Origin of the sequence: Nonomuraea sp. NPDC049129 (assembly GCF_040648495.1) — a bacterium.
Taxonomy (GTDB): domain Bacteria; phylum Actinomycetota; class Actinomycetes; order Streptosporangiales; family Streptosporangiaceae; genus Nonomuraea.
On sequence record NZ_JBEZDU010000020.1, the window covers coordinates 60,324 to 73,660 of the forward strand.

Below are 13,337 nucleotides of genomic sequence, written 5' to 3' on the forward strand. Positions count from 1 at the left end.
GTGTCGCTCCTATGCGGCCATGCGGCCCGGATGCCACAGGCCGCGACGCTCCAGCACGTCACGCAGGCCGGTGACGTTGTCGGTCATGACACCGTCGACGCCGAGGTCGAGCAGGTGCTCCATGCGGGCGGGGTCGTTGATCGTCCATACGTGCACCTGCATGCCGATGGCGTGCGCCGTACGGATGAGACGGCCGGTGGTGACGCGCAGGCCGCGGAAGCCCACCGGCACCTGCGCGCAGGGCACGCCCGCGCGCTTGAGCCGGGTCAGCAGCCGGCCGTAGCCGGAGGTCGACGCGGCGGCGCGCAGTGCGGCGACGCCGCGCGGGCCGAGCGCCGAGCAGACCTCCCGGCCGAGCGCGGCCCTGGCCAGCACCAGGCGCTCGTCGGAGAAGGAGGTCAGGCAGATCCGGTCGTAGGCCCCGGTGCGCCGGACCGCCTCGGCGAGCGGCGCGATCGCGGCGGCCTCCTTCACGTCGATGTTGAAGCGGATCTCCGGCCAGCCGCCGAGCAGATCCTCCAGCAGCGGGATCTCGTGCACACCCCCGATGCGCGCCCGCCTGACCGTGCTGTAGGGCAGCTCCGAGATGCGGCCGCGCCGGTCGGTGACCCGGTCGAGGGTGTGGTCGTGGAAGGCGAGCAGCACGCCGTCGGCCGTGGCGTGCGCGTCGGTCTCCAGGTAGCGATAGCCCAGCCGGACGGCCTGCTCGAAGGCCGCGACGGAGTTCTCGGCGCCCTCGGCGGCGCCCCCGCGATGCGCGAAGGCCAGCGGGCCCGGATGATCGAGAAACGCGAAGCGGCGGCTGAGCACGTCCTGAAGTATGCCTTCCGTGGGTGAAAAATAAGGTTACGAATCAGGGAGATTCTGCCATTCCTGGCGCCGGGCCTCGGCCAGCGCGATGGCGGCGGCCACTGAGACGTTGAACGAGCCGACCCGCCCGACCTGCGGGATGTAGCAGACCCCGTCGACGGCGTCGAGCAGGGCCGGTGAGCAGCCGTGGTCCTCGCTGCCGACCACCAGGCACACGTCGCGGCCCAGGTCGGCCTGGTGCAGGGGCACGGCCTCGGCGGTCAGTTCGATGGCCAGCACGGAGTAGCCGTCCTCGCGGGCGGCCTTCACGGCGTCGACGGCGGGGACCGGCTCGTGCCAGGTGACCAGCCGCTCGGTGCCGAGCGCCGTCTTGCCCGCCTTCGGGTTGGTCGGCGGGGTGGCGTTGCCCGCCAGCCAGATCTGGTCGACGCCGAACGCGGCGGCGCTGCGGAAGATCGAGCCGACGTTGAACGGGCCGGTGACCGACTCGAGGATCAGCGACAGCCGGTTCGAGGTGTTTCTGCGCCAGGTGCGGTTGAGCCGCTTGACGTCGGTGGGGCGCAGCTGCCTTCTCATCGGGTTACCTTCAGGATTCGGTAGGCGGCGCGGGAGGCCGCGCGGCCGGCCTGCCAGCCCTGCTCGCCGAGCCAGCGCTGCAGCGAGTCGGAGCCGAGGTGCTTCTGTACGACCAGGTAGGCGACGCCGTCGGGCGTCAGCCGGGTGAGCCAGCGGGTGAGCATCTCGTGCAGGGCGGGCTTGCCAATACGGATAGCGGGATTAGACCAGATAGCCCGAAATTTCACGTCATCGGGTACCTCGTCGATATGCAGCGACCTTACTTTGTCAAGGCGCGCGGCCTGGGCATTGCGCGCCGTGAGCTCCACGCTGCGCCGGTTCACATCCACGGCCCAGACGGTCGCGCCGGGCGCCCGCGAGGCCATGGTCAGCGCGATCGGGCCGTAGCCGCAGCCCAGGTCGAGCAGGTCGCCCTCCTGTGGCGGCGGCGGGACGCTCTCCAGCAGCACGCGGGTGCCGAGATCGACCCGCTCGGGCGAGAACACCCCCCGGTCGGTCTCCAATCGCAGGTGCAGGTCGGGCAGCACCAGGTCGACGGAGCCCGGCCGGCTCGCGGTCCGCGGCTGTTCGGAGAAGTAGTGGGCCACGTGCCAAAACGTTACGGGATCCGGGCACCGAACAGGACCGCGGCACCCGCCACCAGCAGTCCGGCCACGATGGCGGCCACGATGAACCACTGGGTGACCTCCTGGTCCACCAGCTTGAAGCCGAGCGAGGTGCCGATCTGCTCGTAGACGTCACGCAGCTCGCTGCCGGACTCCGCGGCGTAGGCCCGGCCGCTGGTGCCGTCGGACAGTGACTGCAGGGTCTGCTTGTTGACCGGCACGTTCACCGGCCGGCCGTCGATGGAGACGGTGCCCTCCTGCGTGCCGTACGCGATGGTGGAGACCGGCACCCGGGCCTGCTGGGCGGCGTCGATGGCCTCGTTGACGCCCCGGCCCGAGGTGTTGTCGCCGTCGGACAGCAGCACGATCGCGGCCGGTGGCGGGTCGGTGGCGGCCTGCTGGTCGAAGGAGCGCACGGAGTCGAGCGAGTTGAACACCGCCTCGCCGATCGCGGTGCCCGGCCGGGTGGTCAGGTTGCCGATCGCGGTCACGACGGCCTGGTGGTCGGTGGTGGGGGCGATGACCACGTTGGCCGAGCGGGCGAAGGAGACCACGCCGACGTTGAAGCGGTCGGGCAGCTCCCTGGCGAACGCCTGGGCGGCCGCCTTGGCGGCGCTGATCCTGTTGGGCTGGACGTCGTCGGCGTCCATGGACAGCGACACGTCCAGCGCGATCATGATGGTGGCCCGGTCGCGCGGCACCTTCACCTGGTCGGCCGGCTTGGCCGCGCCGATGACCAGGAGCGACATCATGGCCAGGAACAGCAGCGGCGCCACGTGCCGCCGCCAGCCGGGGCCCGCGGGCGCGACCAGGTCGAGCAGCGCGAGGTTGGTGAAGCGCACGGTGTAGCGGCGCCGGGCGAACTGCGCCACGACGTATCCGACCACGAGCAGCGCCACCACCGCGAACAGCCACAACCACGCCGGCGACAGAAAGGTCACCCTGCCTCCTTTTTCGGCATAGGGCCATTGTCGCGCTGTTCGATGGCGGTCCCGCTACGCACGTGCCCTCCGATGGGCGAGATGGGTCATGCGCCGCTGGCGGAGGACGAACTGCGCGATGTCGAACACCCAGTCCCTGTCGGTCCGCAGCACCAGGTGCGCCACACCGGCGCGGCGCAGCGCGGCCTTGGTGCCTTCGCGTTGCAGTGCTGCAGCTTCGGCATAGTCTCGGCGTACTTTAGGGGAAAGGTGCACTTCGCGTACGTGCCCGCTCTCGGGGTCGGCGAACGCGACCCGGCCCACATCGGGGAGTTCGAGCTCGCGCGGATCGATGATCTCCACGGCCAGCACCTGGTGGCGGGCCGACAATCGCTTGATCGGCCGCTCCCAGGGCCGCTCGGCGCCGGGGTCGAGCTCGGGCTTGGCGTCGAGGAAATCCGACACGATCAGCCGCATGCCGCGCCGCCTGCGGGTGGCGGCCAGCACGTCGATGCCCTCCGCCAGGTCGGGCGCGTCGGGTACGGCCTGCCCGCGCGGCGCGTCCATCAGCGAGTGCAGCAGCCCGTACAGGGCGGGCCGCCCGGTGCGCGCCGGCATCCGGTGCACGAACTCGTCGTGCAGCACCAGCGCCCCGAACCGGTCGCCCATCCGGCTGGACAGGAACCCGATCGCGCCCACCGCGGCCACCACCAGGTCGCGCTTGTCACTCTCGGCGGTGCCGAAGTCCATGCTGGGCGACAGATCGGCCAGCGCCCACGTCTCCAGCTCGCGGTCGGCGATCAGGTCGCGGACGTGCGGCACGGTCGTGCGGGCGGTGACCGCCCAGTCCATCCGGCGCACGTCGTCCTCGCCGGGCACGTAGACGCGGCTGTCGCCCGCCTCGCTGCCCGTTCCCGGCAGCAGCCCCAGGTGAGCGCCGTGCAGCAGCCCGTCGAGCCGCCGGGTCACCGTCAGCTCCAGCCGCCGCAGCGCCTGCTCGGCCGTCCTCATCGGCCGCGCTCCGTTTCCGTCATCGGTTCTGGTTCCACACGACGAGGGGCGGCGGTACGGCGTGCAGGATCTGCCGGACGACCTGTTCGGGATCGACGCCGTCGGCCAGCGCGTCGAAGGTGAGCATCAGCCGGTGCGACATCACGTCGACAGCCACGTCCCGTACGTCGTCGGGCAGCAGGTAGTCACGGCCGCGCAGCAGGGCCAGGGCGCGCCCGGCGGAGACCAGGCCGAGCGTGGCGCGCGGGCTGACGCCGATCTCGATGGTGTCGGCCAGCTGGCCCAGCCCGTACTCGGCGGGCGATCGAGTGGACATGACCAGCCGTACGACATAGTCGGCGACGAGCTGGTGGACCGAGATCTGCTCGGCCGCCTCCTGCAGCGCCATCAGCCGCGTGGGGTCCAGCACGCGCTCGGGCGTCGGCGGGGTGACGCTCATGCGGTGCAGGATCTCCAGCTCCTCGTGCGCGCTCGGGTGCGGCACCCGTACGCGGAACAGGAACCGGTCGCGCTGCACCTCGGGCAGCGGGTAGACGCCTTCGGACTCGATCGGGTTCTGGGTGGCCAGCACGATGAACGGCTTGGGCAGCTGGTGCGTGACCCCGGCCAGCGTGACCTGGCGCTCGGCCATCACCTCCAGCAGCGCCGACTGAACCTTGGCGGGCGCCCGGTTGATCTCATCGGCGAGCAGGAAGTTGACGAACACCGGACCCAGTTCGACGTCGAACTTCTCGTTGGAGGGATGGAACACGCGGGTGCCGACGATGTCGCTCGGCACCAGGTCCGGGGTGAACTGGATCCGGGCGAACGTGCCGCCCACCACCGTGGCCAAGGTGGACGCGGCGAGGGTCTTGGCGACGCCTGGCACGCCTTCCAGCAGGCAGTGACCGCGGGCCAGCAACGCGACGACCAGCCTCTCGACCATGTGGTCCTGGCCGACGATCACCCGCCGGACCTCGTCAAGGGTCTGACGCAGCACGGCCGCATCGGTTTCGTCTGGCAAATCTTCGGCGACGCTCATGACGCCATTCCACCAAACGTCCCGCAAACGTGCACGGCGCCGGTCTGTGCTTTCATGGCAAACGTGGCCAGTCCGCTGCAGTACGGAGATCCGCCCCGGCTGGGGCCGTTCGTGGTGCAGGCCCGCCTGCACTCGGCGCCGGCCGGTTTCGTCTACCTCGGGCAGGGGGCGGACGGGCGCGCCGTCTCCCTGGCCGTGCTGACCCGGGGCGCCGCCTTCGACGCCGCCGCGCGCGAACGGTTCGTGACCGTGATGCGCGAGGCCGCGCCCGCCGGCATGCGCGGCTGGCTCGGCCGGGCCACCAAGACGCGCGCCGCGGTGCTGGACGGCGCGCCGGAGGTTCTGGCGATGGAGACCGGCACGGCGCCCTGGGTAGCGGTGCCGTACGCGCCGGGCCGACCGGGGGCCGAGTGGTTCCTGGAGCCGGTGATGGTCGGTGGCACCCTCATCGGCCAGGCGCACGGCCCGGACTTCGTGCCGTACTGGCTGACCGACCGCGCTCCCGCCCTGCCCGGCCAACCGCGCGGCCGCCGGCCGCTCACCGAGACCCGCCGGCGGGTGCTGCTGGCCGCGCTGGCGCTGGCCGTGCTGTTGCTGCTGGCCACGGTGATCGCGTTGCTGCTGATCATGGGCAGGGAGGACGCCGAGCCGCTGCCCAGGCCACTGCCGCCGACGAACTTCCAGCCGACGGCGCCCCCTACGCCGGCCTCGCCGGAGCCGCAGCAGCCGACGCCCAGCCAGACGCCGGCGCCGAGCAAGAGCGGGCAGGGCACGCCGGGGCCGTCGCCCGGCGAGGACACGGGAGACGGCTCGCCGCTCTGACCGCTGTTAATGGGTTTGAGCCTCACGTTACGTGAGGTTCTAGCGTCCGTGGGCATGGAGTTCATCGTTCAAGACACGCTCACGCCCATGGCCGAGCTGCTGGAGCAGCCGCTGGAGCGGCGCCCCGGCCTGCTGCGCGAGCTGCTCGAGCCCATCCGCCAGGTCATCCCGGTGCCTGGCGACATCGTCGACATCCACCACCAGGGCAGCGGCTTCCGGGTGGACGCCGAGGACCCGCGGTATCTGCCCGCGCTCCACGCCATGATGGAGGCGGACGTCCTGGGGCAGATCGAGGGCGAGCTGCACCGGGCCGCCGATCGGCTGTCCCACCTCAAGCTGCCCGAGTCGTTGCGGGTGCTGTTCGTGCTGGGCGATCCCGGCAGCGAGCAGCTGATGAAGGTCACGGGCGGCTACTACGGGATGGGCAGCTCGCCTGGCCTGCTGTACCTGCTCGGCTGGCCGTCGGAGGAGATCATCGGCAGGATCGCGCACTGTGCCGTCCACGAGTTCCACCACCAGGCGCGCTACACCAACGTGCCGTGGCACCCGACGGTGGGGGAGCACGTGATCTCCGAAGGGCTGGCGGAGGCGTTCGTACGGGAGCTGTCGGGGGTCGAGGCCATGGGGCCGTGGTCGTCGATGGTCAGCGGCGAGGAGCTGGAGCGGGCCGACGAGAAGATCATGGCCGACTTCGACCTGGAGGGGATGCACCTCACGTCCGCGTACGTGCTGGGGGACACCACCGTGGCGCGGTTCGGGCAGGAGCCTCGCGGTATTCCGGACATGGCGGGATATGCGGTGGGGTTGCGGCTGGTGGACGCACACCTGGCCGCCACTGGGATGACGGTCGCGGAGAGCACGGCACTACCGCTGTCGCAGCTCGTACGGCGGGGCGAGGCTTCGTCTTAGCCGGGTGAGGCCAGATCTCGGCGGGGTGATCTCAACGGGGCGATCTCAACGGGGCGAGACGAAGCCCGACTCGTAGGCGGCGATCACGGCCTGGGTGCGGTCTCGCGCGCCCAGCTTCGTGAGCACGTTGCCGACGTGCGTCTTGACGGTCTCCTGGCTGACGACCAGCTCGGTGGCGATCTCGCCGTTGGACAGCCCCCTGGTCATCAGCCGCAGCACGTCACCCTCGCGGCCCGTCAGCCGCCCGATGCCGGGCACCGAGGCGGGCCGGGCCGCAGGGGACTGACGGCCGGCCAGCGTCCGGATCGCCGCCGGGAACAGCAGCGACTCCCCGGCCGCCACCAGCTTGATCGCGTGGACCAGCTCGTCGGTCCTGGCCCGCTTGAGCAGGAACCCGCTGGCGCCCGCCCGCAACGCCTCGTAGACGTAGTCGTCGTTCTCGAACGTGGTGACCACCAGCACCTTGGGCGCCTCGTCCATGGCCACCAGGCGCCGGGTGGCCTGGATGCCGTCCACGGCGGGCATGCGTACGTCCATCAGGACCACGTCGGGCCGCTCGCGGCGCACCACGGGCACCACCGCGGCACCGTCACCGGCCTCGCCGACCACGCTCAGCCCCGGCTCGGCGTCGATGATGACCCGCAGACCGGCCCGGATGAGGTCCTCGTCGTCGGCGATCACGACCTTGAGCGTCACGAGCCCGCCCGCCGGAACGTCGCCCGCCGGGGCGCCGCCCGCCGGGGCGCCGACCGTGGCTGTGCCGATCGCCGGGACGCAGACCGTGGCGATGTCAACCATGAGGGTGTCGACCATGAAGGGGCCGAGCATGGGGGTGTCACGGAACCGACCGTAGTGGCAGCCGGACGGACACGCGCCAGCCGCCCTCCACCGGTCCCGCCTCCAGATCGCCGCGCAGCAGCCGGACACGCTCCCCCATGCCGGTCACACCCCGACCACCCGACCGGCCGCCGGATCCGGCGGCCGACCGGCTGTCCGGTTCCATGCCCGGCCGCTTGGTCTGCGCGCTTGACCGATGGGTCTGTCTGGTCTGTGCGCTTGACCGACCATCCAACCGGGCGCCGGTCGCGGCGGTCCCGTTGGTGATCTCCACTCTCAGGTCGTCGTCCTGTACGGCGACGGCCAGGCGTACCGGCCCCTGACCGTGTTTGATGGCGTTGGTCAGTGCTTCCTGGACGATCCGGTAGGCCTCCCTGGAGACCACGGCGGGCACGCCGGTCAGGTCGCCCACCTCGGGGCGCACGTCGGCGCCGGTGGCGGTGGCGAGGTCGCCGAGATCGGCCAGTGTCGCCTGCGGCGGCCCGGCCTCCGGGGGCGGGGAGCCGTCGCGCAGGACGCCGAGGACGTGGTCGAGATCGTCCAGGGCGGCGCGGGCCGACTGCTCGATGGCCGCCAGGGCCGTCCTGGCCGTCTCCGGGTCACGGTCGAGCACCCGCCCGGCCGCGGCGGCCTGGAGGGTGACGACGCTCAGGGCGTGACCGACGGAGTCGTGCAGTTCGCGCGCCAGGCGGTTGCGCTCGGCCAGCGTACGGGCCTGACGCTCGGCCGCGGCCAGTCGTTCGCCCGGGGTGGGGCCGAGCAGCGCGGGGGCCAGCCGGGCCAGCAGGGCGCCCCCACCGGCCGCGACCAGCACCACCGCGCCCAGCACGACCAGCCCGAGCAGCGGCCAGCCCAGTGCCGCCCAGCCCGGCTCGACGTCGAACCCCAGCAGGCGCGCGGGCCCGCCGACGAACGGCACCGCGAACGTGAAGACCGTGAACGGAATCCCGGCCAGCGTGAACCCGCTCGCCACGCCGCCGACTCCCAGGTGGAGGGTGTACCAGGCGGTCGTGCGCCACCGTTCCTCCCACGACCGGCGCGCCTGCCTGGGCGGCGTCTCCACGCCGACGCCGAGCAGCCCTTGGGCGGCGCTCACCTCCAGCGCCCGTACCGGCAGGAACAGCCCGGTCAGCGTCACCACCGGCAGCACCGCCACGAACACCCCGAGCTGGGCGGGCAGGAACATATTGACCGACTGGCCCTGGAGCAGGCCCGACGTCAGGACCCCGGCCATCATGTACGGCATCAGCAGCGCGCCGCCGAGGATCAGGCACGCCCATCGCCGGGGCAGGTTCCATCTCACACTCGCGATTGTATGTCGATGGTTATTCGCTCTCGGTGGAATGCGCCTTTAGAGAAATGCGCCCCCAGCGAAAAGGAGCTGGAATTCCGGCGGTCCGGGTCTAGCGTCGTTGAATAGTTCGAGAGAAAGGCGATTCCATGACGGAGACCCAGCGCGCGGCCTGGCCTGACCAGGTAAGCCAGCGCCTGCTGAAGGAGCGCATCCTTGTTCTCGGCCAGGAGGTCGACGACGAGATATGCAATCGGCTGTGCGGCGAGCTCCTTTTGCTGGCGGCTGAGGACCCGAATCGGGACATAACGCTTTACATCAATTCGCCCGGCGGATCGGTGACCGCGGGGATGGCTCTTTACGACATGATGCAGTTCGTCCCGTGCGACGTCGCGACGGTCGCGATGGGCTTCGCCGCCTCCATGGGGCAGCTGCTGCTGTGCGCCGGCGCCCCCGGCAAGCGCTACGCGCTGCCCAACGCGCGGATCGTCATGCACCAGCCGCTCGGCGGCATCGGCGGCTCGGCCAGCGACATCCAGATCCAGGCGGAGAGCCTGCTCTACACCAAGCGCAGGCTGGCCGAGATCATCGCCCAGCACACCGGCCGGCCGTTGGAGCAGATCCAGGCCGACTCCGACCGCGACCGCTGGTTCACCGCGCAGGAGGCGCTCGAATACGGATTCGTCGACCACCTGGCCGAGGGGATGAACTGACATGAGCGGACGTTACGTGCTGCCCTCGTTCACCGAGCGCACCTCTTACGGCATCAAGGAGATGAACCCGTACAACAAGCTGTTCGAGGACCGGGTCATCTTCGTGGGCACGCCGATCGACGACACCAGCGCCAATGACGTGATGGCGCAGCTGCTGACGCTGGAGTCGCTCGACCCCGACCAGGACATCAACATGTACATCAACTCGCCGGGCGGCTCGTTCACCGCCATGACGGCGATCTACGACACGATGCAGTTCGTCCGGCCGGAGATCCACACCGTCTGCATCGGCGAGGCGTCCTCGGCCGCCGCGGTCCTGCTAGCGGCGGGCACGCCCGGCAAGCGCGCCGCCCTGCCGCACGCCCGCATCCTGCTGCACCAGCCCGCCACCGAGGGCGGCCGGGGCCAGTCGAGCGACATGGAGATCCACGCCAGGGAGATCCTGCGCATGCGCGACCAGCAGGAGGCCATGCTGGCCCGGCACACGGGCAGGACGGAGCTGGAGGTCAGGAAGGACATCGAGCGGGACCGGATCTTCACCGCCGAGCAGGCACGCTCGTACCACCTGATCGACGACATCTACGCCTCCCGGAAACGGACACTGACCACCACCCGCTGAGGCGTGGAACCGGACGCTGGCAGCCACGCCCGCTGAAGCACGCAGTGGCCGCCGGCCGCCTCGGCCGGCCGACCACGGCCACGTCGGCCACCTCGGGGTGGCGGCCGAGCACCTCGGCCACCGAGGCGGGCCGCCGGCGGCTGCCTGCTGAAGTGCGGACGCGTGAAGTGCGGACGCGGCCACCGACGGCGAGGACGAGGACGCGCGGGGCGGCCTGCTTTGAGCCTGGTGTGTAGCGGCCGTCCCGCGCCCTTCGGGACCAAAGGGGCATCCCACCTGACCTACTGCGAAAGCAGGACATATACGCTTCTGGCGGTTCTCGGGGGAAATCGGGGGAGTGGCGTGCCGCTGGAGCATGTGGTGTTGGTGTTGGCGGCTGCCCTGTGCGCGGGCTGGGTCGACGCCGTCGTGGGTGGTGGCGGGCTGGTGCAGTTGCCCGCGGTGATGGTGACGGGCATACCGCCCGTACAAGCGATGGCCACCAACAAGCTCTCCTCCGTCTTCGGCACCGCCTCGGCCGCCGTGACCTACGCGCGCACCACGAAGCTGGACCGGGCGGTCGCGCTGCCCGGCGTGGGGCTGGCCGTGGTCAGCGCCGGGCTGGGCGCCCTGGCAGCGGCCGCGATCTCGGCCGAGGTGCTGCGCCCCGCCGTGATGGCGGTGCTGGTCGGTGTGGCCGCCTTCGTGACGCTGCGTCCGGCTATGGGCTCGGTGCCGCAGCCCCATCTGCGGACGAACGGCCGCGTCGTGGCGGCGGTGACGATCGCGGGCGTGGGCATCGCCTTCTACGACGGCATCATGGGGCCGGGTACGGGGACCTTCCTGATCATCGCGTTCACCACGATCCTCGGGCTCGACTTCGTGTCGGCCTCCGCCTCGGCGAAGATCATCAATACCGGGACCAATCTGGGCGCGCTGTTCGTGTTCGGCTGGCAGGGTCACCTGCTGTGGGGGCTGGGCCTGGGGATGGCCGTCTGCAACGTGGCGGGCGCGCAGCTGGGCGCCCGCATGGCGCTCAAGCGCGGCACGGGCTTCGTCCGCGTCGTGCTGCTGTGCGTGGTGGTGGCCATGGTGATCAGGCTGGGCTGGCAGCAGTTCGGCTAGGACCCGACCGGCAACCGTCAACCGGTTCCGACCCGACCGGTTCCGACCCGACCGGTTCCGACACGACCGGTCCCGACACGACCGTTTAGGATCCGACCGGCTCGGTCGTACGAGTGCGTAGCGCGGTCGCGGCCAGCGCCACGAACGCGGCCAGCAGCGCCGGTACGGCCAGTGCCCGCGGCAGCCCGGAGAGTTCGGCGATGCCCCCGATGAGCACCGGCCCGGACAGGAACCCCAGATAGCCGATGCTCGCCACCCTCGCCAGCGCCCGCCCCGCGAACGCCGGGTCACGATGCCCGGCGGCGGAGAACACCTGCGGCACGATGCACGACAACCCCGCCCCGAAGCACCCGAACCCGGCCACCGCCGCCACCGGATGCCCGATCGTCAGGGCCAGTCCCAGCCCGGCGGCGGCCAGCAGCCCGCACCCGCGCACCAGCGCCACCGGCCCGAAGCGGGCGGCCAGCCGGTCCCCGGCCAGGCGTCCCGCCGTCATCATGATGGAGAACGCCGCATATCCCGCCGCCGCGAACCCCGCGGACGCGGCCAGGTCCTCCCGCAGGTAGACCGAGCTCCAGTCGGCCGCCGCGCCCTCGCCCACCAGGCAGCAGAACGCCAGCACGCCGAGGAAGAGGATGCCCTTGGGCAGCCCCGGGCGTACTCCGTCGGCCGAGATCACCGGGGCAGGGCGGGAGCGTAGCGCCCAGGCCGCCGCCCACGCGGCCAGGAGCGCGATCACCGCCCCGACGGACAGGAACGTGACGGCGGGGGAGAGCGCCAGGTGCGCGAACAGCCCGCCGGCCGCGGCGCCGGCGAACCCGCCGATGCTGAACACCGCGTGGAAGGACGACATGATCGGCCGTCCCCAGGCGCGTTCCACCTCCACCGCGTTGGCGTTCATCGAGACGTCCAGCACCCCGTGCACCACGCCGAACCCGAACAGCGCCGCGGCCAGCGTGCCCAGGTTCGCGGCGTAGGCGGGCAGGACGAGCACGACTCCCTGGAGCAGCGCGGCCGGGATCATGACGCGGCTGCTGCCGTAGCGGTCGACGAGGCGGCCGACCGCCTGCATGCCCACCACCGCTCCGGCGGCGATGGCCAGCAGCGCCAGGCTCAGCCGCCCGTCGCTCAGCCCGAGGTTCTCCTTGATGGCCGGAATCCGGGCCGTCCAGGTGCCCACGGCGGCCCCGGCGAGGAAGAACAGCAGATAAACGGCGACCCGGGCGCGGCTCACGGCGACTCCTGAGCGAGACGGGCGGTGACTCGGGCGCGGTTCAACGGCGACTCCTGGACGAGACGGACGGCTACTCGGGGCCGCTTCACTGGGACTCCTGTACGAGGCGGACGGCGACCCCGGCGGCCGCCAGGGCGTCGTGCTGCTCGCGCGGAATGCCGTCGTCGGTCACCACCACGTCGAGCCGCGAGATCGGGCAGACCGCGCCGAACGCCGTCCTGGCGAACTTGCCCGAGTCGCACGCCACGATCACCCGCCTGGCGGCGGCGATGGCGGCCTGCTTGACGGCCACCTCCGGCAGGTCGTGGGCGGTCAGCCCGTGCTCGGCGGACAGTCCGCAGCAGCCGATCACCGCCGTGTCGAAGCGCAGGGCCTTGATGGAGGTCTCGGTCAGGGGGCCCATGAAGTTCAGCTCGCCCTGCCGTACCTCTCCGCCGGGCAGCACCAGACGTACGCGCGGCGCCGCGGCCAGCAGTGACACCGACTGGAGCGCCAGCGGCAGCACGGTGAGCCGGCGGTCCAGCAGCGCGCGCGCCACTTCCAGCGCGGTCGTGCCACCGTCGAGCAGCACCGCCTCGCCGTCGGCGATCAGCCCGGCCACCTCGGCGCCGATCCGCTGCTTGGTCTCGACCGCCTCGCGCTCCCGCACCCCGAACGGCGGCTCCTCGCCGCGCAGCAGCAGCGACAGAGCGCCGCCTCTGACCCTGCGGAGTACGCCCTGCTGGGCCAGCTCGTCCAGATCGCGGCGGATCGTCATCTCTGACACGCCGTGCTCGGCGGCCAGCTCGGCGACCGAGACGCTGTCGTGGGTGCGGAGGGCGTTCATGATGGACATCACACGTTCCATGTGTTCATACAAACACGA

The 13,337-nt window shown here is 71.4% G+C and carries 15 protein-coding genes; 5 read left to right on the forward strand and 10 right to left on the reverse strand.

Going from position 1 to position 13,337, the window contains the following annotated elements:
- Positions 1–9: 9 nt before the first annotated feature.
- Genes AB0B64_RS43850 through AB0B64_RS43875 form a run of 6 tightly spaced genes read right to left on the reverse strand, consistent with a single transcriptional unit; the run spans position 10 to position 4,943 of the window.
- Positions 10–810: a glycerophosphodiester phosphodiesterase family protein gene (locus tag AB0B64_RS43850; protein ID WP_357951809.1), complete on the reverse strand. Its 801-nt coding sequence runs from the start codon at positions 808–810 to the stop codon at positions 10–12.
- 36 nt (positions 811–846) lie between these two features.
- Positions 847–1,386: a TrmH family RNA methyltransferase gene (locus tag AB0B64_RS43855; protein ID WP_358186117.1), complete on the reverse strand. Its 540-nt coding sequence runs from the start codon at positions 1,384–1,386 to the stop codon at positions 847–849.
- Complete coding sequence (locus tag AB0B64_RS43860) at positions 1,383–1,973, reverse strand: methyltransferase (protein ID WP_357951811.1); 591 nt, start codon at positions 1,971–1,973, stop codon at positions 1,383–1,385. Before AB0B64_RS43860 ends, AB0B64_RS43855 begins: the two co-directional genes overlap by 4 nt.
- Before the next feature lie 11 nt (positions 1,974–1,984).
- Complete coding sequence (locus AB0B64_RS43865) at positions 1,985–2,932, reverse strand: VWA domain-containing protein (protein ID WP_357951813.1); 948 nt, start codon at positions 2,930–2,932, stop codon at positions 1,985–1,987.
- 54 nt (positions 2,933–2,986) lie between these two features.
- On the reverse strand, positions 2,987–3,922 hold the full coding sequence (locus tag AB0B64_RS43870; RefSeq protein ID WP_357951815.1) for a DUF58 domain-containing protein: 936 nt from the start codon (positions 3,920–3,922) through the stop codon (positions 2,987–2,989).
- 19 nt (positions 3,923–3,941) lie between these two features.
- A complete protein-coding gene (locus AB0B64_RS43875; protein WP_357951817.1) occupies positions 3,942–4,943 on the reverse strand; it encodes a MoxR family ATPase in 1,002 nt (333 codons plus the stop codon).
- Positions 4,944–4,997: 54 nt separating this feature from the next.
- Between AB0B64_RS43875 and AB0B64_RS43880 the strand changes: the two genes are divergently transcribed.
- Complete coding sequence (locus AB0B64_RS43880) at positions 4,998–5,765, forward strand: hypothetical protein (RefSeq protein WP_357951819.1); 768 nt, start codon at positions 4,998–5,000, stop codon at positions 5,763–5,765.
- Positions 5,766–5,819: 54 nt separating this feature from the next.
- On the forward strand, positions 5,820–6,674 hold the full coding sequence (locus tag AB0B64_RS43885; protein ID WP_357951821.1) for a DUF2268 domain-containing putative Zn-dependent protease: 855 nt from the start codon (positions 5,820–5,822) through the stop codon (positions 6,672–6,674).
- A gap of 45 nt (positions 6,675–6,719) precedes the next feature.
- On the opposite strand, the gene AB0B64_RS43890 is transcribed toward AB0B64_RS43885, so the two are convergent.
- Positions 6,720–7,370 carry a response regulator transcription factor gene (locus tag AB0B64_RS43890; protein ID WP_358186688.1) on the reverse strand — a complete coding sequence of 217 codons (651 nt, stop codon included), beginning with the start codon at positions 7,368–7,370 and terminating at the stop codon, positions 6,720–6,722.
- A gap of 139 nt (positions 7,371–7,509) precedes the next feature.
- Positions 7,510–8,814, reverse strand: a complete 1,305-nt coding sequence (locus tag AB0B64_RS43895; protein WP_357951823.1) for a histidine kinase — start codon at positions 8,812–8,814, stop codon at positions 7,510–7,512.
- A 137-nt stretch (positions 8,815–8,951) separates the two neighbouring features.
- Here AB0B64_RS43895 and AB0B64_RS43900 point away from each other — a divergent pair, with 137 nt between their 5' ends.
- From AB0B64_RS43900 to AB0B64_RS43910, 3 genes are all read left to right on the forward strand, one after another.
- The gene (locus tag AB0B64_RS43900) at positions 8,952–9,515 is read left to right on the forward strand and encodes an ATP-dependent Clp protease proteolytic subunit (protein WP_357951824.1); all 564 of its coding nucleotides are present in this window, start codon (positions 8,952–8,954) and stop codon (positions 9,513–9,515) included.
- Between the two features lies 1 nt (position 9,516).
- Positions 9,517–10,134 (forward strand): ATP-dependent Clp protease proteolytic subunit, encoded by a 618-nt coding sequence (locus AB0B64_RS43905; RefSeq protein ID WP_357951825.1) that lies wholly within the window; start codon positions 9,517–9,519, stop codon positions 10,132–10,134.
- 342 nt (positions 10,135–10,476) lie between these two features.
- Positions 10,477–11,238 carry a TSUP family transporter gene (locus AB0B64_RS43910; RefSeq protein ID WP_357951827.1) on the forward strand — a complete coding sequence of 254 codons (762 nt, stop codon included), beginning with the start codon at positions 10,477–10,479 and terminating at the stop codon, positions 11,236–11,238.
- A gap of 85 nt (positions 11,239–11,323) precedes the next feature.
- Here AB0B64_RS43910 and AB0B64_RS43915 read toward each other — a convergent pair whose 3' ends face one another.
- Together AB0B64_RS43915 and AB0B64_RS43920 are read right to left on the reverse strand one after the other, a co-directional pair.
- Positions 11,324–12,472 carry an MFS transporter gene (locus tag AB0B64_RS43915; protein WP_358186132.1) on the reverse strand — a complete coding sequence of 383 codons (1,149 nt, stop codon included), beginning with the start codon at positions 12,470–12,472 and terminating at the stop codon, positions 11,324–11,326.
- Positions 12,473–12,557: 85 nt separating this feature from the next.
- A complete protein-coding gene (locus AB0B64_RS43920; RefSeq protein ID WP_358186136.1) occupies positions 12,558–13,307 on the reverse strand; it encodes a DeoR/GlpR family DNA-binding transcription regulator in 750 nt (249 codons plus the stop codon).
- Between the last annotated feature and the right edge of the window lie 30 nt (positions 13,308–13,337).

Bases quoted from the DNA above. Each gene is read 5' to 3' on its own strand.
- AB0B64_RS43855 (WP_358186117.1), bottom strand. From the start codon at position 1,386: ATGAGAAGGCAGCTGCGCCCCACCGACGTCAAGCGGCTCAACCGCACC.
- AB0B64_RS43870 (WP_357951815.1), bottom strand. From the start codon at position 3,922: ATGAGGACGGCCGAGCAGGCGCTGCGGCGGCTGGAGCTGACGGTGACC.
- AB0B64_RS43875 (WP_357951817.1), bottom strand. From the start codon at position 4,943: ATGAGCGTCGCCGAAGATTTGCCAGACGAAACCGATGCGGCCGTGCTG.
- AB0B64_RS43880 (WP_357951819.1), top strand. From the start codon at position 4,998: ATGGCAAACGTGGCCAGTCCGCTGCAGTACGGAGATCCGCCCCGGCTG.
- AB0B64_RS43885 (WP_357951821.1), top strand. From the start codon at position 5,820: ATGGAGTTCATCGTTCAAGACACGCTCACGCCCATGGCCGAGCTGCTG.
- AB0B64_RS43900 (WP_357951824.1), top strand. From the start codon at position 8,952: ATGACGGAGACCCAGCGCGCGGCCTGGCCTGACCAGGTAAGCCAGCGC.
- AB0B64_RS43905 (WP_357951825.1), top strand. From the start codon at position 9,517: ATGAGCGGACGTTACGTGCTGCCCTCGTTCACCGAGCGCACCTCTTAC.
- AB0B64_RS43920 (WP_358186136.1), bottom strand. From the start codon at position 13,307: ATGTCCATCATGAACGCCCTCCGCACCCACGACAGCGTCTCGGTCGCC.